Source organism: Sulfuricystis multivorans, from assembly GCF_003966565.1.
GTDB lineage: Bacteria > Pseudomonadota > Gammaproteobacteria > Burkholderiales > Rhodocyclaceae > Sulfuricystis > Sulfuricystis multivorans.
The window spans coordinates 1-23,531 of sequence record NZ_AP018718.1 but is presented as its reverse complement, the minus strand read 5'-3'; the positions used below and the strand labels follow the sequence as shown (position 1 = coordinate 23,531).

Genomic DNA, 23,531 nt, shown 5'->3' with positions numbered 1-23,531 from the left:
CGGTTGATGAAAACGAGCGGCTATTGCCCTGCAACATTCGGGCCAGGAGCGAACATGCTCTGCGCCAGCGCGCGTTGCGCAAGGCACTGGGGGCAGATGTGCTCCGCGGCCTGCGGCACGAAATCGCGGCCGCATTCGAGGCAGGAGGTAAGCGATACCGTGCGCAGGACGACCTCCTCGAACTGCCCGCCCTCCCCGAGCCGCAGCGCCTGCTCAGGGCAGACCGCCACGCAACGCCCGCAACCCGTGCAGCGAGCGCTGGAAAAACGCCACTGGCGACCTTTCTCTCCGTCGCGGATCACCAGCGCGTCAGTGGGACACGAGGATGCGCACAAGCCGTGATCGCGGCAGGCGGGCGATACTTCGAGACGCGGCAAGGCTCGCGGCGGCAGCGGCCGCCCCTGCGTCGCGGCGAGTTGGGTGAGCGCGGCCAAGAAACGCTCGTGCGCCGGCAACGGGCAGCGAGTGCGGCGCAAGGCGGCGCGCGGGCCGGCGGGCGCTTCGACCGGTCGCTCGCTGCGCGCGATTTCCTTGGCCAGACGCCCGAAAAACGCGCGCCGGCCCATCGCGATCTGGCGCTCGGCCGATGGAATCTCCCTGGGCATCAGCGCCTTGGGTAAGGGCTTTTCGCTTTGCTTCGGCCAGTGCGCCGGCGGCAGGCCGCTGGCCGACAGCCAAGGCGAGAGTGCAGCGAGTATGGCCGCGCCGGCGAAGCCATCCGTGCCGGCTGCACAGTTCGCGCACCAGCCGCGGTCGACGAGCCGTAGCGGTCGGCTGCCGGCCTCGACGAGCCATTCGATCAGGCGGGTAAGCGCAAGCCCGCCGAGGCAGGGCACGCGCACCGCCTGTTCGCCAGCGATTTCACGGGGCACCTTCCAGCACTCGATCGCTACAGGCAGGTTACCGGACGGTAACCGCGCCTCGTCAAAGCCCTTGGCGACGAGCGCCCCGCTCGGGCAGGCCGCCGCGCAGCGACCACAATGGAGGCAATCGCCGACCAGTGCCGTCCCGTCAGCGCCGACTTTCAGCACCCCGACCGGGCAGGCATTCGCACAGCGATCGCAGGCCGCCACACCGCCGCGCACCGCAAGGCAGGCGGCCGGCCAAAACGCGAGATGGCGATCGGCAGGCAAAGGCCGATGGGTTTCAATAGTCATGGCGGCGATGACGAAAAAACCATGCCCGGACACATCCACACAGAAGGGCTAGAATTAGTTACCGATTGGTAACCGAGGGCTAACCATGAAGCGCATACAGTTACGATCCGGTAACTTGGGCAGACGTCGAGTCTTGCATGCCCTGGGTGCTCTGGCGGCTGGCGCCAGCCTGCCGCTTTGTGCCTGGGCGGCCAGACCGATCCGGGTGGGCCTGACACCGGCCTTCGTCCACGATGAATACAGCCTGATGGAAGAATGGCGCAGCTACCTGCAGGCCAAGCTGGGGCGTCCGATCGAGTTCGTGCAGCGCGACAGCTACCGCGAGACGATGGATCTGTTGCGTCTGGACAAGCTCGACTTCGCCTGGATCTGCGATTACCCGTACCTGTATCTGAAAGACCTGGTGCGCTTGCTGGCCGTGCCGCTCAACCAGGGCAAACCCACCTACCGTTCCTATCTGATCGTCGCCGCAGACGACACGACGCGCCATTCGATGCGCGATCTCAAGGGCGCCGTGTTCGCCTATGCCGATCCTTATTCGAATACCGGCTATCTGAGGCCGCGCTACATGGTCAAAGAACTTGGCGAGGACCCGGCGACTTTCTTCAAGAAGACCTTTTTCACCTGGTCGCACCGCAAGGCGGTCGAGGCGGTCGCGACCGGTTTCGCGCAGGGCGCAGCGATCGACAGTTTCGTCTGGGACACCTTGGCGCGTACCCAGCCGGCATTGACCGCCAAGACCCGCATCATCGCCCGTTCGCCCGACTACGGCTTTCCGCCCTTCGTCGCGCACCGCAACGTTACCCGGGCCGATTTCGAAGCGATGCAGCGCGTGCTGATCGGCATGAAGGACGATCTGACCGGCAAGATGCTGCTCGATCGCCTCAACATCGACGGCTTCGTCGCGGGCGATCGGCGCCTGTACGAGGATGTCGCGAAGATGATGCGTGCGTTCGGCGAATACTAATCCCAGATCGTCCATTGAGATCGGGCTGATTCGCCATGAGCATTCGATACGATCATTTCATCGCCCTACGCGGCGGTTTTCACGCTGCGGGCGGTATCTTTGCGCCCTCGCGTATCGCCAGGCACCGCTATTGGTTCGTCGCGCTGACGCAAACCTGCTCGCCCTCGCTTTTGATACCCGCTCGCGTTCCAATGGACGATCTGGGCTAATGCGTCTGTTCGATCTCAGCCTGCGCCACAAGGTGCCACTATGGGGCAGCGCGCTGATCCTTGCCGCCGCTATCGCGATCGGCGCGGCCTACATGGTGCGCGCCTACGATGATCTCAAGCAGGACGTGTTCACCAGCGCGGCGAGTCTCGGGCAAACGCTGGCCCAGACGCTGTTTCCGCCCTTGCTGCACGATGATCTATGGCGCGCCTTCGAGATCGTGCGCGCGCCGTTTCATGAAGGCGCCGGCCGGAATCCGCTGCAGCCGGATGCGATCTTCGTGCTCGACGGGGACATGCACATCCTGGTCGCTTCCGACCCGGCTCGCCTGCCGACGCTTTCGCGCCTGGACGATTTGGCCAACGCGTTTTCGGTTCTGGCCAAGCCCTTGCGCGCCAGGACACTGACGGATACGCAGACCCTCGATCTTGCCGGCGCGCATCATTTTTTCACTGCGATGCCGATCGAATCCTCAGGACGCCGGCTCGGCACCCTCGTCGTCGCCCACGACCGCGATGTCGTCTGGGCGCGCTTTCTGGCGCTCGCGGTACGAGGCGCTCTGATCGGCCTGCTGGCCCTCGCCGCGCTGCTGCCGATCAACTGGTATTGGGGACGGCGCATGGCCGAGCCGCTGGTCGAATTGTCGAAGGGCATGGATGCGCTCGTTCACGGCCGTCCGCTGCCCATGCCGGCGGCCGAACGCTACAGTTATCGCGACGAGCTCGGTCGGCTGTTCGCGGCCTACCGCGAAGCGGCCGTCGCCCTCAATGAAAAGGCCATGCTGGAAAAAGAGATGTTGCACGCCGAGCGGCTCGCCGCCGTCGGCCGGCTGGCCGCTGGCATCGCCCACGAAATCAACAACCCGCTGGGCGGCATGCTGATGGCCCTCGACACCCTGAAGCAACGCGGCCCGCTCGATGCCGCGACGGCGAAAACCGTCGCGCTGCTCGAGCGCGGGCTCCAGCAAGTGGCCGAGATCGTCGGCGCGCTGCTCGTCGAAGCGCGCGTGGCGAGCCGGCCGCTCGACCGGCACGACTTCGAGGATGTGCGCACGCTGATCGAGCCGCAGCTGGTCAAAAAACAACTGATGCTCGACTGGCACGTCAATCTACCCGAGCGACTGGCGCTGCCGGCCAGCGTGGTGCGCCAGATCCTGATCAACTTGCTGCTCAACGCCGTGCAGGCGACAGATGCCGGCGGCCATGTGCGGCTGACCGCGCGGGCGGATGAGGCTGCTGTGCGCATCGAGATCGCCAACAGCGGGAAGCCGCTGCCCGAAGCCGTGCGCAGCCACCTGTTCGAGCCTTTCGTCTCCGGGCGCGAGGACGGGCACGGCTTGGGACTATGGGTCACCTATCAGACCGTGACGCAGCTTGCCGGCCAGATCGAGGCCGGCTGGCAAGATGGCGAGATGCGCTTCACGGTCACTTTGCCACTGGAAGCCGCATCCGCATGAAACCCGTCATCTGTCTGATCGAGGACGATCCGATCATGGGCGAGGCGCTCGTCGAGCGCCTGGAAATGGAAGGCTACGGCTGCGACTGGTTCCAGCGCGGCCGCGACGCGCTCTTGCCCTTGCAGCACAAACGCTATGCGCTGGCGATCAGCGACATCCGCCTACCCGATCTTTCCGGCGAAGATCTGTTCGTCGAACTGCAACGGGAAACGCCGGCCTTGCCACCTTTTCTCTTCATCACCGGGCATGGCGCGATCGATCAAGCGGTGCGCCTATTGAAACTCGGCGCGGCCGACTATCTGACCAAGCCGCTCGACATTCCGGCACTGATCGCGAAGGTGCGCGAGCTGGCCGGCCGCCATCCAGCCGGCGGAGAAGGCGAGCCGCGCCTGGGCATCTCCAACGCGATGCGCCGCATCGAAGCGATGCTGCCGCGGCTGGCGAAACAGGCGCGCACCGTGCTGATCACGGGCGAGTCCGGTGTCGGCAAGGAGGTCGTCGCGCGCACCTTGCATGAGCTGGCCGCTGCGGGGCAGAAGGAGCCCTTCATCGCCGTCAATTGCGGCGCCATCGCCGAGAGTCTGATGGAAAGCGAGCTGTTCGGCCATGAGCGCGGTGCTTTCACCGGCGCGGTGAAAGAGCGGCGCGGCGCCTTCGAGCTCGCGCGCGGCGGCACGCTGTTCCTCGATGAGATCGGCGACATGCCTCTATCGATGCAGGTGAAGCTGCTGCGCGCGCTACAGGAACGCAGCATCGTGCGCGTCGGCGGGGAGAAGACGATCCAGATCGATTTCCGCCTGATTCTCGCCACGCACCGCGACCTCAAGAAGATGGTCGAGGAGGGCCGTTTCCGCGAAGACCTCTACTACCGCGTTCATGTCGTGCAGATCGACATCCCTCCCCTGCGCGAGCGGCGCGAGGACATCTTGTGGCTGGCCGACCGCTTTCTGGCGGAATTTGCGCAAGGCGGCGGGGTGCGCCGGCTCGATGCGGATGCCGAGCAATGGCTGATCCATGCCGATTGGCCGGGCAATGTTCGCGAGCTAAGGCATGCGCTCGAGCGCGCCTGCATCCTCTCCGATGGCCCGCTGCTTACTGCCTCGGCCTTCACCGATGCGGAAGAAAAAGTCGGCGCTGGTGAGGCGGCACCCACGCTCGCCGCGCATGTGGCCGAAGCCGAGCGCCGCCACATCCTCTCGGTGCTGGCCGCCAATCACGGACGCATCGCCGAAACGGCCGCCCAACTGGGCATCAGCCGCAAGAACCTGTGGGAGAAGATGAAGAAGCACGGCATCCGCGAAGCGGGCGCCGATTCCATCAATTGACCACCGGATCGGTGGCGGCCACCGTCTGCCGGTGCCATTCGGCCACGTCGTTCACCGCGGCTTCCAGCGGCATGCCGGCCTCGACGCGATCCATGATCTGACGCTGCAGGATCGCGCCGAGCATCGCGACGTTGTTTTCCATCAAGGGCTGCATTTCGCGCAAAAACTGCACGGTCGGCGGATCATAGGCGTAGGCGGCCAGATGCGCCTCGAAATCCTTGCTCGTCGCCAGCGCATAGCAGAGGTCGTAGAGCAGGTGATAGACGCGTTGGAAGCGCCCGACATCTTCGCCGCCGATGTTCTGCAACACTTCCTCGGCGAGGTCGCGGCGGAATTCCGCCAATCCATAGCCCGAGCGGCCCTTGACCACGTCTTCCGGGGTGAATTCCCATTCCATTGCATGCTTCTCCGTTTCAGCCAAAGATTTGCGCGAAAGCGTCTTCGTCGTCTGCGCAGATCGGGCAATGCTCTTGCGGAGTTGCAGAGACGAAAAAGCGCTCGCAGCGTGCGCAGCGTTGCTTGACCAGACTGTGCAAGACGCGCGGGGGTTGCTCGGGGCGTGCGTCGAAACGCGCTTCGGCATCGAGCACGCGCGGCTGACAGACTTCGAGGCAGACCTCACAGGCGACGCACCGATCCACTTGAACGGCCAGTGACCATTCGCCGGGGTTCTCGACGATTTGCAACGCGCCGGTCGGGCAGGCACGGAAACAGGCTTCGCAATTCGTACAGCCGGGCTTGAGCGTCAGCTGCATCAGCGGCAACGCCTCATGCCATTCGATCAGCGTCGGCTGCCCGTCCTTGCGCTCGCAGACGATCTGCAGCAGCTCGCGTTCCTCGGTGCCGGCATAGGCGCCAGCGCGGATCGCCTTGTCGGGAGCCGGCGGCGGTGCGGCGCTTTGCGGCGCGGCGATCGCCTCGACGCCGCGGCCGAGCAGGCGGCGAAAGAGTTGCCGCCGTGCCGTCGGTGTTGGCCTTGCGGCTGTCTGGCCGACCCGTGGAGCGGCATCGGAAAGTTGCGGCTCGAGCCATTCCTTGTCGGGTTCCTGCGCTGCTTCGCGCAACCGTGCCGCGGCATCGAGACAGGCGGCGAGCTGGCTTGCGCCCTTGGCGCCATGCTCGCATTGACTGCAATGCCCGCTGCCCAGGAGGGTGAGCGGTATGCGCCGCTTGCCCAGATAGGCGACGAAAGCCGCGCTCAGGGCGCCCAAGCAGGGGATGATCGCATCGGCGGCCAGGCCCGAGGGCGCGCAGGCGACCGAAAAGCTCGGCTGCTTGATGGCCTGACGCAACAGATCGATCGGCTTGAAGCTTGCCGAGGCCCAGGCGCCGGTGTGGCAGGCAGGAATACATAAGCCGCAATTACGGCAGCGCGCCTCGTCGAGACGCGCGCCATCGTCGGCAAGCACGATCGCCTCGTGCGGGCAGGCATCGAGGCAGCGCCGGCATTCGCTGTAACGAAAGCGGAAGCGCGTACAGCGCGTATTGCGGAATTCTGGATAGGCGATCGCCACGCGGCTAGCAGATCATTTGAATTTGCTCTTCAGATTCTGGATACTCGAACCCGATTCGCAGGTATTTCTCGGAATCATGAAACCCAAGCCGGCAGGCGGGCCGCTCGCTGCCTCGCGACTCAGATCGACTTGAGCCGCCTCCCAAGCGTCGATCCCGCCTTTGACGGAGAGGATGCGCTTGCCGGGATAAGCTGTGTCGAGCGCGCTGGCGATTTTCAGCGCCTGCTCGTCGCTGTCGGCGACGACGACGACCGCCGCGGTCGGATTGATCTGCAAGCCTTCCTTGTAAGGCAGGGCATCGCCAAGCGGACGCTTCTTGCGATTCGCTTCCACCCGGCCGTCGATGACGCAGCACGGCGCCCCGTCTTTGAGCGCATGGACGAGCTGTGTTTTGTTCATCGGCGTGACGTCTGCATAGGCGGTGCTGGAAAGAACGAAAGCGACGAGGAGGAGTTTGAGTTTCATGAAACGGTTTCTTCACTTTCTAAGGCTGCGGGTTGCAAGAATGCGCCGAGCAGTTCGCCACGGCGCGCGAAGTCGTCCTCGACCAGGGCCAACTGCCGGCATTGGCCGTAAGTCAGCCAGTCGGCGAGCGGCAGCCGTTCCTCATCCCGCGGTGCGATCCAGAGGCTGTCACCGAAATCCTCGACCAAGCCGGCAAGGATGTTGAGATCGGCATCGTCGCGCACATCGGCAAGAACGATAAACTGCGACGCGCCCAGCTCGCGCATCGCTTTGAGCCACCAGGCGGCATGAGTGCCAGTGGTCGAACCGTCGGCCGTGAGAACTTCCCAGGCGGGTTCGGCAAGCGAAGGCGCGACGGTCTTGAAATCGGCATTCGATTCGGTTTCGAACGACCAGCTGACACTCATTCGCCGCGCCGGCGTGTAGATACCGATGCGGCCCGGGTAAGCTGCCGCAAGCCGTCGGACGGACTCGCTGTCGCGCAATGCCGCCTCGCCGACGAAGACGCAGAGGGCGCCGGCGGCCAACAAGGCGTCGGCCCGTGCAGCATCGTCTTTCGCTACGACGATGCCCGCGCATTCGGCGGCGCCGGCCTCCGCACCCGGCGCATCGAACAGGAAATCCTGCGCGCAGACCTCGCTTGCCCGCGCAGGGTCGAACACCAGCAGCCGGCGTAGCGCCAGCGCCGACTTCTCAGTGGCTTCTGCAGTCATCCAAACTCAAGCGGTGTATTCGAACTTTGGAAAGACGAAAGGATACAGCGGACAGTCGTCATCGGGCGCAAGCCCGACCAAGAGCGGGCGCAATTCCTGCAGCGCGCCGAGGATCGGCTCGACATGCACGCCGAGAAAGCGCGGCCGGTAACGCGCCAGCGCCATCGTTGCGTCGTCGATCATCAACAGCGCGCCTTCCTGGTTGCGGTTCTGGGTGAAGAACAGCGCAAGTGTGGCATAGGCGAGCCCCTGGAGGAACTCCGCCTCCGGATCGCGCATGCCGGCGGGGCTGTTGCGGATCAGTCGCGACCAGCGCTCGTTGAGCCAATCGTGCAGCTGCCCGAGTTGGTTGCCATTCCACATCGCCGCGGCTTCCGACCAGTCGATATCGGTGAGCACCTGCCGGTCGGGCGGCGGCAGTTCTTTCGGCGCGAGTTCGAGAATCTTCATGGCACTCGAGTTTATCAGCGCAAATCCTGCAGCGGCTGCACCTTGACTTGCTTGTGCGCCACGGCCTCGCCGACGCAGGCATTGCACACCGGCTCGTCCGGGTTGAACTCGACCTTGACTTCGGCTTTCGGCACCACCAGCCGGCCCTGGTCGGCATCTTCGACCTTGAGTCCCATCGTCTGGATTTCCTCGGTGGCGAAACCTTCGAGAAAACGCGCCATTTCACGATAGAAGGAATGCGCTGCGGCGCGCTGGATCAGGCGTGCGTAACCGCGTACCCAGCGGCCCAAATGTTGCGCCCAGAAACGTTTGATCTCCTTGTCGAGCTTGCGCTGCGCCGCCAAGTCACCTCTATCGAGGGCAGCCGCCGAGCGCTCCAGCAGCTCGGCGACGAACGTGAGCTCGACACCGAGCTGATCCGGGAAGACCGGGTGCTTCCCCGACTGCAGCGCGAAGCCGAGACGCCGGTAGGTCGCCTCGGCCTGGAAGGCGGGTTCTTGCCTGAGCAGCCCGAACAGCCGTGCCGACTCGACCGGAGGAAAACCGCCGCTCGATGCGAACAGCGCGGTGTATTCGACGGCCAGCGCGTCGATCAACTCGTCCGCCGGCGTGCGCAGGAAATCGTCATCGAAACGGATGCCGCTAACTTCCAGCTGCGCAAGGAGTTCCTCTTGCCTGAGCGCCGTCAGAAAAGACGGTGAGACCTCTTCGACGAAGACCCCCGCCAGCAGACGATAGATCGATGCGCGCGCTCGGCATTCGGCGGCGGTCTCGGCAGGCGAGGCGAAGAGGGCTGCCGTCTCGCCAACGCCGATTTCCTGCGCTGCTCCCTCGTCGATTCTCAAAGCTTCCATCAGCATGATGCTTCCTCTCTAACGCGCATGACGGACATTATCACCCGCGAAGGCATGAAAACCCCATGCGCAAAAATGAACACCCGCCCACCCTCAAGCCCCCCTCGCGGGCGGGGAGACTATCAGCGCGGCAAGCGCTACGAAGTTTGGCTGCCGTCGAGGATACTGTGGTCGGCTTACTCATTGTGCTCTGTATTTCACGAAAAAGAGGCCCGACGGAATGCGGGCCAGAAAATCCCGGCCGCCTGCGGGAGGACGCGCGACGGCCGGCTCTCCTCGTAGGATTGTGACCTTGCGTCAGCCGTGGCCCTCGTGTTCGGCGCTCTCGGGCCCGGCCCAGCTGGCCATTTCCGGATGCATCTTGCGGTGCAGATCACCCGTATAGGCATAGCGTAGGCCTTCCTTGAAGGCTTCGAGATGCTTCTGCCAGTCACCCTGCACGTCGCCATACTTGTCGTTCGGGCCGGCCTTGGTTACCTTGACCACCGTATCGTACCAGGCCTGAGAGCCGCCGATCGGGTCGGCGATGGCTGGGATGATCGCGTTCGGATGCACGCCCTTGTCATCCCACCAGACGTTTTTCAGGTCCGGGTCTTCGGTTCCACCGAACTGAGGCTGCTCTTTGAGCTTGAGCGTGGCGAGCCGCCCGTACTCCCAGTGGCCGCAGCCGGTCGCAATCGCGACGGTCTTCGGATGGATCCCCTCGGTGACATAGGCCTTGGTGACGAGATACCCCACCTTCGATTCGACGCGTACCAGATCACCGGTCTTGACGCCGATCTTCTTCGCCGTCTCGGTGTTGATCCACATCGGATTGTTGTGGGCGATCTCGGCCAGCCATTTGACCGACGCCGTGCGTGACTGGACATGGACGTTGAACTTGTAGGTGGTCATGATCAGCTCGTCGTCCTTCATCGTCTCGTGCCAGGGAATGCGCTTGAAGGTCGGCATCGGGTTGAAGCCATACTTCGCCCACTCATCGACACGCACATTGATCAGGCGATTGGGGGTCGGGAAACCGACGTAGTTCTTGCCGTTGCGCTGCACGCCGATCGCCTTGCCGTTCTTCATGATCACGCCATCTTTGCCGACGGTGGCGCCCATCATATCGGCGGCCGACAGCTCCTTCTTGTAGAGCTCGTATTCGGCCTTGATCTCGCGCCCGGTCTTGTCGCTGATCTTGCCGGTGGCCGGATTGAGCTTGCCGTAGATCGGCCAGACGCCTTTCTTCTTCAGGAAGTCGAGACCGCCGGCTTCCTTGAGGCCGGGGATGTTGTCGAAGTGCTGGCGCATGTAGTCTTCGCCATCCTTGAAGTTCCAGTACTTCTTCATGCCGCGCGAGCCGTCCGGATCGAGCTTGTGGATGATGTCGCGCAGGATCACGCGCGTCTCGCGCGTCTCGCCCAGCGGCGCGATCACCGGCTGACGGATGCCCAGCCACGGCCACAGCGAGTTGGGCATCGATTCCGGCTCCCAGCGCTCGAGGAACATGCAGTCGGGCAGGATGATGTCGGCCAGCGCCGTCTCCTCGCCGATCACCGTGCTGATCGAGACATAGTAGGGAATCAGCTTCTCGTCCTTGAACAGCTTGCCCCATACGGCCATCCCGCCAGGGTTGGTGTAGGTCGGGTTGTCCATGTAGGTGAAGTAGACATTCACCTTGCGCTTGCCCTCGACGATGTCGAATGGCGTCAGGTGCGACACGCTGTGGCTTGCCAGCGGATAGAGCGGATGATGATGGTGGTTCGAATAGGCATGCTTGGCCGGCTTGGGCGGCTTCGGGTCGGGTTGTGGCCAGCCCATGCCGCGCGGCAGGCAATACCCCCCCTTGGTCTCGACGTTGCCGGTGAGGATCGGCAGCATCATGCAGGCCTTTTCGTTGTAGGAACCATAAAGGTGCTTGGCCGGGCCCCGGTAAGTGAACACCGTTGCCGGCTTGGCTGTGGCGAACTCGTGCGCCAGCCGCTCGATCGTCGCGGCCGGCACGCCGGAGATCTTTTCCGCCCACTCCGGCGTGAATTGCTTGTAGTGCTCTTTGAGCTCCTTGACTGTGACATTGGTCCAGGTATTGATGAAGTCGGAATCCTGCAGATCGTCGCGCAGGATCACATGACCAATGGCGAGCGCCACCGCGCCGTCGGTGGCCGGATGGACCGGAATCCACTCGTCCGAGAAGCCGGCGGTGTTCGACAGGCGCACATCGAAGGTGACGATCTTCATGTGGTTGTCGATGCGGCCTTCGGTGACGCGCTGCGAGAGCGGATTGTGGAAGTAGGAGGCTTCCAGCACGTTGGAGCCGAAGTTGAGCACGTACTTGGTGTTGGCGAAGTCCGGCGTCTCGATGTCCGGCCCCCAGGACGGCTCCAGGCCAACCTTCTTCGACGACTCGCACACCGAGGTGTGGTTCATCGTGCTGTCGGAACCGAGCGTGTGCATGAAGCGGGTCAGCGCGCCACCGGTGCGGTCGCGGCCCCACTTGAGGAAGATCGTATTCGGGTCTTCCTTCAGCGCCGCGTCGAGCTTCTGGGCGATCTCGGTCAGCGCCTCGTCCCAGGTGATGCGTTTCCACTTGCCCTCGCCGCGCGCGCCGACGCGCTTCAACGGGTAGAGCACGCGATCCGGATTGTAGGTGTACCACATGCCCGAATTGCCCTTGGCGCACAGACGGCCGCGCGTGGATACATGCTCGGGGTTGCCTTCGAGCTTGACGATGCGACCGTTTTCGACATAGGCGATCGCGCCGTCCTGGATGTTGCAGACGTGACAGGTGTAGGGAATCGCTTGACGCTCGGCGCCGGTGACTGGACCGAAGTCCTTGCCGCCCAGTTCGTTTTCCATCGCCTGCAGAAGGCGCGGCGCGGTGGCGGCCGCCGTGCCGGTGGCGGCGCTGACCTTGAGGAAGGTGCGACGCGTGACTTTTGGCATTTCCATGTTTTCTCTCTCCTCGAAGCGGTCAGTAGAGGGTTTGCAGTTGTTGCGGGCCCATCAGGATCACATAGCGCAGCGCGGCGCTGCCGATCAGGATCAAGAGGGCCGAGATCATCAGCACGCCCTGGCTCTTGCCGATCGGCGCATAGAGCATCACCGCCGGTGCGACGCTGCCAGCCAGGAAGCCCACGCCGATGAACAGCAAGCCCATCGTGCCGGTGGTCATGATCATGAAGGTGAGCTCGGAAGCCGCGCCGCCATAGTTGGTGGTGCCCATGATCGAGACGAGGATCACCGCGACGGCGCCTGCCGACCAGAGCATGTATTCGCGCAGCACCTTCTGCGCTTCGGCATTGGCGCCGGCAATGAGCGAGCCGACGGCCGAACCGGAAGCGATGGCCAGCGCGACGAACAGCACCGGCATGATGGGCGTGTTCCAGAGCGGCCGCGACTGGTGCACGGTCAAATCGTAGCCGGTGTAGACCGGCAGGCCGAGGGCCAAGAGCGCCGTGACCAGCGCCAGCAGCTTGCCTTTCGCCTCGTCCCCCTTCTGCAGTGCGAGGATGTAGAGGACCGAGCTGATGCCGAAGGCGACGATGTTGACCGCCCCCCAGGCCAGCGGCGAGGTGAAGTGCAGATACGCCGGGTTGAGGATGTTGAGGAAGCGCATCGGCTGCGAGAGATCGGCGATCAAGAGCAGACCGCCAATGATCAGCAGACCGAAGGAGCCATAGGCCGCCTTCTCGCGCAACGGCCGCAGCGCCGGCGTGCGCCAGGAACCGTAGGAGAGGAAGGACAGCCCGGCGAGGATGCCGATGACGAAGAAGTAGATCGCGTAAGTCGCATGCCACGAAACGTCGTGGAACCAGACATATTCACCCATGATGTCCCTCTCAGATCTTGAAGTGGTTCTTGAAGGCCGCGCGTTCGAGCTCCATCACCTCGATCTTGCGGTAGGCGTCGCGGCCAAACTCGGTATGGTTGCGGTCGGCACCGATGTAGAAGACATGCGGCTTGGTGCCTTCCTCGGGACGCAGCACCTGGGTCGGGTTATTCGCGACGAGATAGGACACCTCGCTGTTCGGATCGTTGATGTCGCCGAACACGCGCGCGCGGCCGATGCAGGTCTGCACGCAAGCCGGCACGAGATTTTGGGTGACGCGATGGAAGCAGAAGGTGCACTTGTCGACCACGTTGGTGATCGGCGTGTAGGTGCGGTGCGACGGCAGCATGAAGCGCGCGTTGTAGGGGCAGGCCGCCATGCAGCTACGGCAGCCGATGCAGCGCTCATAGCGCTGCAGCACGAAGCCACCATCCTCGACCTTGAAAGTCGCCTCCACCGGACAGTTGCGCACGCAAGGCGGATCGTCGCAGTGATTGCACAAGCGTGGCAGGAAATGTTTCTTGACGTTCGGATACTTGCCCGCGACCTTGTAGGGTACCCAAGTGCGATTGACGCCCAGCGGTGTGTCGTATTCGGCCTTGCAGGCCACCTGGCAAGCCATGCAGCCGATGCAGCGGCGTGTGTCCACGACCATCGCGAAACGCCGTTTGCCGGCCAGGCCTCTGGTCTCGATCGGCGAGACCCTCAGTTCCTCGCTCATCTGCTCTATCTCCTCTTGAATGCAGCGATGCGTTATCGATGTGTGCCGGACGGCCAGGCGACGAGGAAACCGCCGCAGACCAGAAACGGCGGCAGCTATTACGCAACATCCGGGCCAGGGAGCGGAAAGCCGGGCAAAGTCCTTCTTCCGAAAAGATTTTTCAACGAAAGGCCGCAGCCTCTCGTTTCGCTCATCGTTACGCACGCGTAACGATGATTACGGATGTTGCGCCGCAACTTGCTACGCCAGCGTAACGGCTGCTGCCGAGCCGCTGTCCAAGCCAGCTTGCAGCGCTTATCATTGACCGCATGAGCGTGGCCAACCTTTCCCGTCGCCGTATCTGCCAAGCGCTCCTGGTTGCCGCGGCAATCCCTCGCGCAGTGCGTGCGCAGGATGAGCCGTTGCGCATCGGCCTGACACCGGTTTTCCTCGACGATCAGGTGAGTTTTCTTGGGCGTTGGCGCGACTGGTTCGAACGCAAACTGAAACGCAGCGTGGTCTTCGTCCAGCGCGGCAATTATCGCGAAGTGATCGATCTGATCCGCGGCGGCAAGGTCGATTTCGCCTGGATCTGCGGTTATCCCTATGTGCGCTATCGCGACGAGCTCCACCTCGTCGCCGTGCCGCTCTGGCATGGCCGACCCTACTACCGCTCCTATCTGATCGCAGCGTCCGCTGCGGCTTCGCCTGCCAGCCTGAACGATCTGCGCGGCAAGGTATTCGCCTTCTCGGATCCCGATTCGAATTCCGGTTTTCTCTATCCCCAATACCGGCTGATCACCGAGGGCCACAACCCCGCTACCTTCTTTGCGCGCACCTTCTTTACCTGGTCACACCGCGGCGTCGTCGAAGCCGTCGGCGTGGGTTTGGCCGATGCTGGCGCCGTCGACAGCTATGTCTGGGAGACCTTGCGCGAGCTCTATCCACATCTGACCGAAGGCACCCGGGTCATCGAACAATCGCCGGAATTCGGCCACACACCGTTCGTGGCGCGCCCCGGTATCGGTGCCGATGAGCTGCACCGTTTCCAGATGCTTCTGCTCGGCATGGCCGAGGATGCCGAAGGCGCTGAATTACTCCGTCAGATGCGACTCGATGGTTTCATCGCTGGCCACCCGTCGCTCTACGACGGCATCGCCAGAATGGCGGCAAGGCTGCGACGATGAAATATCGCTTCGATGACCTGTCACTGCGCTGGAAGATTCCCCTGCGCGTGATGCTCGCCGTGGTCGGCACCGCACTCGCCGTGACGGCTGCACTCGTGGCGCGCCAGTATGATGAGATGCGCCAGAACCTCGAATCCCATGGGAAGAGCCTGGCGCGCGTGCTGGCCAACACCTTGGTCGTGCCGGTTCTGCACGACGATATCTGGCGCGCCTGGGAGATCATTCAATCTGCCCGTGATCCCGCCGCCATCGCGCCTGAATTGCAGGCCAAGATCGTGCTGGTGACGGACAATGAATTTCGCGTCTTCGTCTCCAATCAGCCGCGCCTGTTTCCGATCGGCAGCAGCCCGGCGGCTCAGGGCAGCGCCTATGGCAGACTGCGTGCGGCGATGCTCGAAGGCAATCCAGCAGATCAGAAAATCATCGAGCCGGCAGACGCCCCATATTACTACGTCATGTCGCCGCTGGTCGCCGATGGCGTCAATCTGGGCCATGTCATTCTCGGCTACTCGAAGATTTCCTTCCTGCCGCGTTTCATCGGACTGGTGGGGCAGGCGATCTTCGTCACGATGCTCGCCTTGGCCCTGATCATGCCGATCTCGTGGATCTGGGCGCGACGCACCGGAGAACCCCTGGTGGCGCTGGCCGAAGCGATGCGCCAGGTACCCGACCAGCTCGAAGCAGCCAGACTCGCCGAGCTGCCGAAAAGCCGCGACGAGATCGGCCAGCTGGGCGACGCCTTCCGCCGCATGGTTGGAGAGCTCAAGAAGAAGCAGGAACTGGAAAACCAGATGCTGGTCTCCGAGCGGCTCGCCGCCGTCGGCCGTATGTCGGCTGGTATCGCCCACGAGATTAACAATCCTTTGGGCGGCATGCTGACGGCGATCAAGACCTGGCAAAAGCATGGCAGTCATGACCCGATGGCAACACAGATGCTTTCGCTGCTGGAACGGGGATTGACGCAAATCCGCAACACGGTGTCCGCACTGCTGGTCGAGACCAAAATGCAGGATCGTTCCTTCGAGCCCGCCGACATCGATGACCTGTTGATCCTCGTCGAAGGTGAGGCCCAGGCGCGCTCGGTCAAGATCGAGGCCGAAATCGACATCGGTGCCGTGCTCCCGCTGCCAGCGACCCTGGTGCGCCAAATCCTGCTCAATTTGCTGCTCAATGCGATCGCCGCAGCTGCCGAAGGAGGGAAGGTGCAACTGGGGGCACATGCACATCGAGGCAGGCTGCTCTTGACGGTCGGCAACGACGGGGAATACATTCCCGAAGAGCGGATGGCCTATCTGTTCGAACCCTTCACCAGCGGCCGTAGCTCCGGTCATGGTCTGGGTTTGTGGGTCGTCTATCAAATCGTGCGCCAGCTCAACGGCGGCCTATCCGTCGAAAGCCATCCCGGCCACACCGTTTTCAGCGTCGAAATTCCCTATGAGATGCCCGCCTGATCGAAAACCGCGCCTTTGCCTGATCGAGGACGACGCCATCATGGGCGAGTCGCTCGCCCAGCTGTTCTCGCTGGAAGGCTTCGACGTCTCCTGGTACCGGACCGCTGCTGCGGCCCGGCAAGCGTTGCTTGCCGAACGTTACTGCGTGGTGGTCAGCGACATCCGCCTGCCAGATATGAATGGCGGCGATTTGTTTCTGGAACTCGTCACACAGCAGCCGGCTTTGCCGCCGTTTTTGTTCATGACGGCCTATGGCACGATCGATCGTGCCGTCGAGCTGCTCAAGGCAGGCGCGGCCGATTACGTCACCAAACCGTTCGACGTCGATTCCCTGGTGCAGAAAGTTCGCGGCCTCGCCGAAATCTATGGCGCCGGCGGCGAGGCGGACGATATCAGTCTCGGCGTCTCCGCCGCGATGCGGCGCATTGCCGAATCCTTGCCCAGGCTGGCGCGCCACGCATCTGCCTTGATGATCACCGGCGAATCCGGCTCCGGCAAGGAACACGTCGCGCGTCTATTTCATCATCACGCCGTCGGTAGCACAGGCGAATTCGTCGCCGTCAATTGCGCCTCGATTCCGGAGACGCTGATGGAGGCGGAACTGTTCGGCTATGAAAAAGGCGCTTTCACTGGCGCTATGCGGGCCAAGCGCGGGCTGTTCGAACAGGCCGATGGCGGCACCCTGTTTCTCGACGAGATCGGCGAGATGCCACTGTCGATGCAGGCCAAGTTGCTGCGTGTCATTCAGGATCGCCGTTTTGTTCGCCTCGGTGCCGAAAAGCCCCTCACCAGCGATTTCCGTTTGATCTGTGCGACCCATCGCGATCTCAAGGCCATGGTCGAGGAAGGAAAGTTCCGCGAAGACCTCTATTACCGCATCCACGTGATCCATTTGCGCATACCCCCACTGCGCGAGCGTCCGGACGACATTCGCTGGTTCGTGCGTCATTTCATCGATGAATTCAATCGCCAGCATCCCGACGAGAGGCGACGCCTCGACCCGCGCACCGAACAGGCTCTGCTCAGTTATTCCTGGCCGGGCAACGTGCGCGAGCTCAAGCATGCGGTCGAACGTGCCTGCATTCTCGCCTCCGGTCCGGTGCTTGGCCCAGAGGCCTTTTTCGACAATGGCCAGGACGTCGGTCTGGCCGTTCAGCCGGTCTCCGCATCTCTGGCCGACTATCTGATGGCCTGCGAACGCGATTATCTGATGTTGACGCTAGAACGGCATGGCGGTCACATGACCCGGGCTGCCGAGGCGCTCGGTATCACCCGCAAGACACTGTGGGAAAAGCTACGACGGCTCGGCGTCTCGAAAGGCGACGAACAAATCACAGGCTAGCGTCGCATCGGCGACCTTGGGGCTCCCACGCTGGATGCAACGACCCTGGCAGCGGTCGGCAGGTAAGGCGGCCTGACAGACTTGGCCCGCTTCGTCGCGGGTCCAAATCGGCTGGCCACGAGGCCAGCCCACAAGCCGGGCGAATTCGCAGATAATTCGAAATGGCCCGTGCGGCCAAAACGCTCGATTCGTTTCCGGAAAGGGATAGCATGATGCAAAATTGTTTTGCTCGACGGCTGGCGCTTGCCGGTCTTGTTGTGATTCCTACCATCGCCCTAGCGATGGGCAGCACCCCCAAAGCCGCCGATGAGGAAGCCGCGAACCTGCGCATCCAACCGGTCGCCAAGGTCAAACTCGCGCCATTGTCTGCTGCAGGTGCGGCAAAAGGCAGCCGCAGCGGTGAAGAGCTCTACAAGGCCGTTTGCAGCGCCTGTCACGAAGCCGGCGTCGCTGGCGCCCCCAAGGCGGGCGACAAGGCTGCCTGGGGGCCGCGTATTGCACAAGGCTACGATGCGCTCGTCGCCTCTGCGAAGGCCGGCAAGGGTGCGATGCCGCCCAAGGGGGGCTCCGACGCGACGGATGAAGAGCTCGCCCGCGCGGTGGCATACCTCGCCAACAAGGCAGGCGCCAACTTCTAGTAGCGGAGCGATTTCACAAGCCCTCAAACGTCGATATTGCGCGCGTAGAGGGCGTTTTCCTCGATGAACTTGCGGCGCGGCTCGACGACGTCTCCCATCAGCGTGGTGAAGATTTCGTCCGCCGCGATCGCATCCTCGATTCTGACCTTGAGCAAACGCCGCACGCTCGGATCCATCGTCGTCTCCCACAGCTGTTCCGGGTTCATCTCGCCCAGCCCTTTGTAGCGCTGTTTGACGAGATTGCGTTCGACTTCGGAAAACAGCCATTGCATCGCTGCAGCGAAGCTCGTTACCTGCTGTGACTTTTCTCCGCGCCGGATTACGGCATCATTGCCTACCAGGCCGGCGAGCAGGCTGGCGGTCTTGCGCAATTGCGCGTAGTCACCCGAGACGAGGAATTCTTCGTCGATAAGACTGACGCGCAAGTTACCGTGGCGCATCTTGGCGAGACGCAATTGCCAGCGTTCATTGCGTGCATCGAAATCCACCGTCACCTGCAGCTTGTCCGACAGCGCTGCGCGCATGCGAGCCGCACTGGCGAGGGCAGCGGCTTCACTACTCAAATCCAGCGCGATGTCATGGGCAATCAACGCGTGTAGGGCTTCGCCGTCTACGAAATCGGCCAGGCGGCGGATGATCGCTTCCGACGTCAGATAGCTGTTCGCCAGTTCTGCAAGGGCACTGCCTTCGATGGCCAGTGCGCCTGCCCTGGGAATCAGGGCTGCGCCTTCCAACGCCAGGCTGAGCAGATACTGGTTCAGCTCGTTGTCATCCTTGAGGTAGCGTTCGGTCTTGCCGTGCTTGATCTTGTAGAGCGGCGGTTGGGCGATATAGATGTGCCCACCCTCGACGAGTTCCGGCATCTGGCGGAAGAAAAAGGTCAGCAGCAGGGTACGGATATGCGCGCCATCGACGTCCGCATCGGTCATGATGATGATGCGGTGATAACGAAGCTTCTCGGGCTTGTAATCTTCTTTGCCGAAGCCGCAACCCAACGCCGTCAACAGGGTGACGATCTGTTCCGAGGAAATCACCTTGTCGAGGCGTGCCTTCTCGACATTCAGCACCTTGCCTCTGAGCGGGAGGATTGCCTGGAACCTGCGGTCGCGGCCTTGCTTGGCCGAACCGCCGGCGGAATCGCCCTCGACGATGTAGAGCTCGCACAGCGCCGGGTCCTTCTCCTGGCAGTCGGCGAGCTTGCCGGGCAGACCGATGCTGTCGAGCACCCCCTTGCGGCGCGTCATCTCCCTGGCCTTCCTCGCCGCTTCACGCGCTCGGGCGGCCTCGACGATCTTGCCGGTGATGATTTTCGCATCGACGGGATTTTCCAGCAGGAAATCGGTGAGCTTGGCGGCGACGACTTCCTGTACTGCCGGCAGGGCCTCGCTCGATACCAGCTTCATCTTCGTCTGTGAGGCGAATTTTGGATCCGGCATCTTGATCGACAGCACGCAGGTCAGGCCTTCGCGCATGTCATCGCCGGCGATGTCGACCTTCGCCTTCTTGGCGATCTCGTTTTCCTCGATGTATTTGTTGATGACGCGCGTGATCGCCTGCCTCAGGCCGGTCAGGTGCGTGCCGCCGTCGGCTTGCGGGATGTTGTTGGTGAAACAGAGAACCTGCTCGGCGTAGGAATCGTTCCATTGCATCGCCACTTCAACGGCGATCGGTCCGGAAACGCCTTCGGCGTGGAAGATGTTCGGGTGCAGCACGTTCTTGCTGCGATTGATGTATTCGACGAAGCCCTTGACGCCGCCGGCGAAGGCGAAGTCTTCTTCCTTGCCGCTGCGCTGGTCGATGAGGCGGATACGCACACCATTATTGAGGAAAGACAGCTCGCGCAGCCGTTTGGCGAGGATGTCGTAGTGGTATTCGATGTTGCCGAAGATCTGCGCATCGGCGAGGAAATGCACTTCTGTGCCGCGTCCCTTGGTTTCGCCGATCACTTTCAGCGGCGAGACTTCGACGCCGTCTTGCACCTCGATGATGCGCTCGACGGGCAGACCGCGGCGAAATTCGATGAAGTGCTTCTTGCCATCTCGCCGTACCGTCAGGCGCAGCCATTCCGACAGGGCATTGACGCAGGAGACGCCGACGCCGTGCAGGCCGCCGGAAACCTTGTAGGAATTCTGGTTGAACTTGCCGCCGGCATGGAGACCGGTCAGCGCGATCTCCGCTGCGGAACGCTTCGGCGTGTGCTTGTCGTCATACTTGATACCGACCGGAATGCCACGGCCATTGTCGGTCACCGAAATCGAATTGTCGGCGTGGATGGTGACGACGATGTCATCGCAGTAGCCTGCCAGCGCCTCATCGACGGCATTGTCGACGACCTCGAACACCATGTGATGCAAGCCGGTGCCATCGGAGGTATCGCCGATGTACATGCCCGGCCGCTGCCGCACGTTGTCCGGAAATTCGAGCTGGGTGATCGAATCCTCGTTGTAACCGCTGTTTTGTGTTTCCTGTTCCGTCATCTATCTCTCACCGTCAGATGCGCATCGGCATCACGACATATTTGAAGCGGTCGTTCTCGGGCAGGGTGATCAGGGCGCTGGAATTGCTGTCGGCCAGACGCATCTCGATCAGGTCGCTGCCAATGTTGTTGAGCACGTCGAGCAGGTAAGTGACGTTGAAGCCGACATCCAGCCCATCGCCAGCGTAATCGATTTCCAGCTCTTCCTGAGCTTCTTCGTTTTCCGAGTTACTGGAAATGATCTTCAGGCTGCCAGCCGAGAGCACGAGCCGCACGCCGCGAAACTTCTCATTGGTGAGGATGGCAGCACGCTGCAGGGCGTGCTGAAAGGCCGCCCGGCCGAGCCGCACGATCTTGCCTTGGTGCTGCGGGATGACGCGCTCGTAGTCGGGGAACTTGCCGTCGATCAGCTTGCTGACGAATTCGACGTTGCCGAAAGTGAAGCGCGCCTGTGTCGGAGTCAGGGAAATCTCCAGAGTCTCGTCGTTGTCGGCAAGTTGGCGTGACAGCTCCAATACCGCCTTGCGCGGCAGGATGACCTCGACTCGCTCCTGTTCGCTGCGTTCGATGGTTTCACTGGCGAATGCCAAACGGTGGCCGTCAGTGGCTACCAAGCGCAGCTCGTTGCCCTGCACATTGATCAGCAGGCCATTCAGGTAATAACGGATATCCTGCTGGGCCATCGCATACTGCACCAGCGATAGCTGCCGCTTGAACTGTTTTTGTGACAGACGCAGGGTGAGCGTCTTGGTGCCGGCTTCTGCCATGCGCGGAAAATCTTCCGCTGGCAAGGTCTGGAGGCTAAAGCGGCTCTTTCCGGCCGTAAGCTGCAAGCGCTTGTCATCGAGAGTCAGGCTCACCTCGCTGGATTCCGGCAGAGAACGCAGGATGTCCTGCAGTTTGCGCGCTGCTACCGTGATGGCAGCAGCCTCAGGCCCGCTCGATACCGTCGAGGTGCGGATCTGCATCTCGATGTCGGTCGCCAGCAACATCAGGCGTTCGCCCATCTTCTCGATCAACACGTTCGAAAGGATCGGCAAGGTGTGCCGTTTTTCGACGATGCCGCACACCGCTTGCAGGGGAACCAGCAACTGATCGCGAGGGCCTTTGTATAGAAGCATCTTGATAACCCCTAATGATGATATTGAGGGAAGGGCGAAACTGTGGATGAAGAGTTTAAATCCATATGAAACAATGGATTGACAATTCGTTGCGGGTCGTGGATAGGGTTGTGGAAAGCTGTGGACGAAAGTGGATGGAATCCTTGGGTGAGCGAGTCGGACGAGTTATTCACATTTTTTCCAAGTCTTGCTCATGCGGGTGTTGTGAATTTTTTCAGCCTTTGATGGTTTGCGAGAGCACGAGCAGGTCCTTGTTGAGGAGACTATCCTTGTTGCGCAACTCGGCGATCGTGCGGCAGGCGTGCAGCACCGTCGTATGGTCGCGGCCACCGAAAGCCTCGCCGATTTCCGGCAGGCTGTGGGGTGTCAAGTCACGTGCCAGCCACATCGCCACTTGGCGAGGACGGGCAATGGCGCGGTTGCGCTTTTTCGAATACATGTCGGCGACCTTGATCTTGAAATAGTCGGCGACGGTCTTCTGGATCAGTTCCAGGGTGATCTGGCGGTTGTGAGCACCGATGATGTCCTTCAGCGCTTCCTTGGCGAGCTCGAGATTGATTTCGCGATTGTGGAAACGCGCGAAGGCGAGCACCTTCTTCAGTGCACCTTCGAGCTCGCGGACATTGGAGCGCAGATGCTTGGCGATCAGGAAGGCGACGTCGTCGCCGAGTTCGATCGACTCGCTGGCTGCCTTTTTCTTCAGGATGGCGACGCGCATTTCCAGCTCGGGTGGTTCGATCTGGACGGTCAGCCCCCAGTCGAAGCGGGAAATCAGCCGCTCCTCGATGCCCTGGATGTCTTTCGGATAGGTGTCGCAGGTGATGACGATCTGCTTTTTCGCTTCGACCAGTGCATTGAAGACGTAGAAGAACTCTTCCTGCGTGCGTGCCTTGCCATTGAAAAACTGGATGTCGTCGATCAGCAGGACGTCGAGCGAACGGTAGGTACGCTTGAAGGTGTCGAAGGATTTTTGTTGATAGGCGCGGATTACGTCGGAATAGTAGTCCTCTGCATGGAGATAGCGGATGACCTTGTTCGGAGAGTGGCGCAACACTTCATTGCCCAGGGCGTGAATGAGGTGCGTCTTGCCCAATCCGACGCCGCCGTAGATGAACAACGGGTTGTATGAGGAGCCTGGATTCACGGCGACCTGCTGGGCAGCGGCGCGCGCCATGTCGTTGGAACGGCCGGTGACCAGAGTGCTGAACGTGAAATCGGGATTCAGCCGCGTCAACCCATATTCGGGCAGATCGACCGGATCGGCGAATTTTTTTCTGCTTGCGTCGATTTCTTTCCTGTCAGGCAGGATGGCAATGCCTTCGGCAACCTTGCCCGAGGATTCCTGCAGCAGGCCGGTGGGTTTCTCGTCGAGTGAGAGGTCGATCGTGATGGGTTCCGGGAAATATTGCCGCGCAAGCGATTCGACGCGATCGAGGTAGCGCTCGCGCACCCAGCGCAGAATGAAACCATTCGGGGCGAGCAGACGCAGCCGGCGTTCAGCGTCGTCCGTCTCGACGCGCAGCGATTTGATCCATGCGTTGAATTGCTGCGCCGGCAATTCGCTTTCGAAACGCGCCAAACAGTCCGCCCAGAATTCTTTCATTCAACTTTTTGAATTATTTGAATATTTATATCGATGACCAAGGGAGGACGGGAACTTCGCCGTCGTCACGGCGACTGATCGACTCCCCATTTCG

At 62.1% G+C, this 23,531-nt stretch carries 21 protein-coding genes; 8 read left to right on the top strand and 13 right to left on the bottom strand.

Annotated elements, in window-relative coordinates; genetic code table 11:
• Nucleotides 1–20: 20 nt before the first annotated feature.
• Nucleotides 21–1,157 carry a 4Fe-4S dicluster domain-containing protein gene (locus EL335_RS00100; protein WP_126443667.1) on the bottom strand — a complete coding sequence of 379 codons (1,137 nt, stop codon included), beginning with the start codon at nt 1,155–1,157 and terminating at the stop codon, nt 21–23.
• 133 nt (nt 1,158–1,290) lie between these two features.
• Here EL335_RS00100 and EL335_RS00095 point away from each other — a divergent pair, with 133 nt between their 5' ends.
• The 4 genes from EL335_RS00095 to EL335_RS00085 are packed head-to-tail and all read left to right on the top strand — an operon-like array spanning nt 1,291 to nt 5,112.
• Nucleotides 1,291–2,124, top strand: a complete 834-nt coding sequence (locus EL335_RS00095) for a substrate-binding domain-containing protein (RefSeq protein ID WP_284155376.1) — start codon at nt 1,291–1,293, stop codon at nt 2,122–2,124.
• Between the two features lie 35 nt (nt 2,125–2,159).
• A complete protein-coding gene (locus EL335_RS14250; protein ID WP_172599972.1) occupies nt 2,160–2,333 on the top strand; it encodes a hypothetical protein in 174 nt (57 codons plus the stop codon).
• Nucleotides 2,333–3,787, top strand: a complete 1,455-nt coding sequence (locus tag EL335_RS00090; protein ID WP_126443665.1) for a sensor histidine kinase — start codon at nt 2,333–2,335, stop codon at nt 3,785–3,787. The genes EL335_RS14250 and EL335_RS00090 overlap by 1 nt, the downstream gene beginning before the upstream one ends.
• Complete coding sequence (locus tag EL335_RS00085) at nt 3,784–5,112, top strand: sigma-54-dependent transcriptional regulator (protein ID WP_126443664.1); 1,329 nt, start codon at nt 3,784–3,786, stop codon at nt 5,110–5,112. The genes EL335_RS00090 and EL335_RS00085 overlap by 4 nt, the downstream gene beginning before the upstream one ends.
• Here EL335_RS00085 and EL335_RS00080 read toward each other — a convergent pair.
• The 9 genes from EL335_RS00080 to EL335_RS00040 form a co-directional block, all read right to left on the bottom strand.
• Nucleotides 5,105–5,509 carry a hypothetical protein gene (locus EL335_RS00080; RefSeq protein ID WP_126443663.1) on the bottom strand — a complete coding sequence of 135 codons (405 nt, stop codon included), beginning with the start codon at nt 5,507–5,509 and terminating at the stop codon, nt 5,105–5,107. The two genes, EL335_RS00085 and EL335_RS00080, sit on opposite strands and share 8 nt — an antisense overlap.
• A gap of 16 nt (nt 5,510–5,525) precedes the next feature.
• A complete protein-coding gene (locus EL335_RS00075; protein WP_126443662.1) occupies nt 5,526–6,626 on the bottom strand; it encodes a 4Fe-4S dicluster domain-containing protein in 1,101 nt (366 codons plus the stop codon).
• A 12-nt stretch (nt 6,627–6,638) separates the two neighbouring features.
• On the bottom strand, nt 6,639–7,091 hold the full coding sequence (locus EL335_RS00070) for a hypothetical protein (protein WP_126443661.1): 453 nt from the start codon (nt 7,089–7,091) through the stop codon (nt 6,639–6,641).
• Nucleotides 7,088–7,804: a hypothetical protein gene (locus EL335_RS00065; RefSeq protein WP_284155375.1), complete on the bottom strand. Its 717-nt coding sequence runs from the start codon at nt 7,802–7,804 to the stop codon at nt 7,088–7,090. Before EL335_RS00065 ends, EL335_RS00070 begins: the two co-directional genes overlap by 4 nt.
• Nucleotides 7,805–7,810: 6 nt before the next feature.
• Nucleotides 7,811–8,254, bottom strand: coding sequence for a DUF309 domain-containing protein (locus EL335_RS00060; RefSeq protein WP_126443660.1), 444 nt, complete (start codon nt 8,252–8,254; stop codon nt 7,811–7,813).
• A 14-nt stretch (nt 8,255–8,268) separates the two neighbouring features.
• Complete coding sequence (locus EL335_RS00055; protein WP_126443659.1) at nt 8,269–9,114, bottom strand: TorD/DmsD family molecular chaperone; 846 nt, start codon at nt 9,112–9,114, stop codon at nt 8,269–8,271.
• Nucleotides 9,115–9,405: 291 nt separating this feature from the next.
• Nucleotides 9,406–12,039 (bottom strand): molybdopterin-dependent oxidoreductase, encoded by a 2,634-nt coding sequence (locus EL335_RS00050; protein WP_126443658.1) that lies wholly within the window; start codon nt 12,037–12,039, stop codon nt 9,406–9,408.
• Nucleotides 12,040–12,061: 22 nt separating this feature from the next.
• Entirely contained in the window at nt 12,062–12,919 is an 858-nt protein-coding gene (gene nrfD / locus EL335_RS00045; RefSeq protein ID WP_126443657.1) for an NrfD/PsrC family molybdoenzyme membrane anchor subunit, read from the bottom strand.
• A gap of 10 nt (nt 12,920–12,929) precedes the next feature.
• A complete protein-coding gene (locus tag EL335_RS00040) occupies nt 12,930–13,640 on the bottom strand; it encodes a 4Fe-4S dicluster domain-containing protein (RefSeq protein ID WP_126443656.1) in 711 nt (236 codons plus the stop codon).
• Nucleotides 13,641–13,948: 308 nt separating this feature from the next.
• Between EL335_RS00040 and EL335_RS00035 the strand changes: the two genes are divergently transcribed.
• The 4 genes from EL335_RS00035 to EL335_RS00020 all read left to right on the top strand — a co-directional run bounded on the left by EL335_RS00035 (nt 13,949) and on the right by EL335_RS00020 (nt 18,237).
• Nucleotides 13,949–14,806, top strand: a complete 858-nt coding sequence (locus tag EL335_RS00035) for a substrate-binding domain-containing protein (RefSeq protein ID WP_126443655.1) — start codon at nt 13,949–13,951, stop codon at nt 14,804–14,806.
• Nucleotides 14,803–16,257, top strand: a complete 1,455-nt coding sequence (locus tag EL335_RS00030) for an ATP-binding protein (RefSeq protein ID WP_126443654.1) — start codon at nt 14,803–14,805, stop codon at nt 16,255–16,257. Before EL335_RS00035 ends, EL335_RS00030 begins: the two co-directional genes overlap by 4 nt.
• On the top strand, nt 16,241–17,599 hold the full coding sequence (locus EL335_RS00025; RefSeq protein ID WP_126443653.1) for a sigma-54-dependent transcriptional regulator: 1,359 nt from the start codon (nt 16,241–16,243) through the stop codon (nt 17,597–17,599). Before EL335_RS00030 ends, EL335_RS00025 begins: the two co-directional genes overlap by 17 nt.
• Before the next feature lie 209 nt (nt 17,600–17,808).
• A complete protein-coding gene (locus EL335_RS00020; RefSeq protein WP_126443652.1) occupies nt 17,809–18,237 on the top strand; it encodes a c-type cytochrome in 429 nt (142 codons plus the stop codon).
• Between the two features lie 23 nt (nt 18,238–18,260).
• Here the strand turns inward: EL335_RS00020 and gyrB are convergent, their stop codons facing one another.
• From gyrB to dnaA, 3 genes are all read right to left on the bottom strand, one after another.
• Complete coding sequence (gyrB, locus tag EL335_RS00015) at nt 18,261–20,714, bottom strand: DNA topoisomerase (ATP-hydrolyzing) subunit B (RefSeq protein ID WP_126443651.1); 2,454 nt, start codon at nt 20,712–20,714, stop codon at nt 18,261–18,263.
• A 13-nt stretch (nt 20,715–20,727) separates the two neighbouring features.
• On the bottom strand, nt 20,728–21,834 hold the full coding sequence (gene dnaN / locus EL335_RS00010) for a DNA polymerase III subunit beta (protein WP_126443650.1): 1,107 nt from the start codon (nt 21,832–21,834) through the stop codon (nt 20,728–20,730).
• 214 nt (nt 21,835–22,048) lie between these two features.
• The gene (gene dnaA / locus EL335_RS00005) at nt 22,049–23,437 is read right to left on the bottom strand and encodes a chromosomal replication initiator protein DnaA (RefSeq protein WP_126443649.1); all 1,389 of its coding nucleotides are present in this window, start codon (nt 23,435–23,437) and stop codon (nt 22,049–22,051) included.
• Between the last annotated feature and the right edge of the window lie 94 nt (nt 23,438–23,531).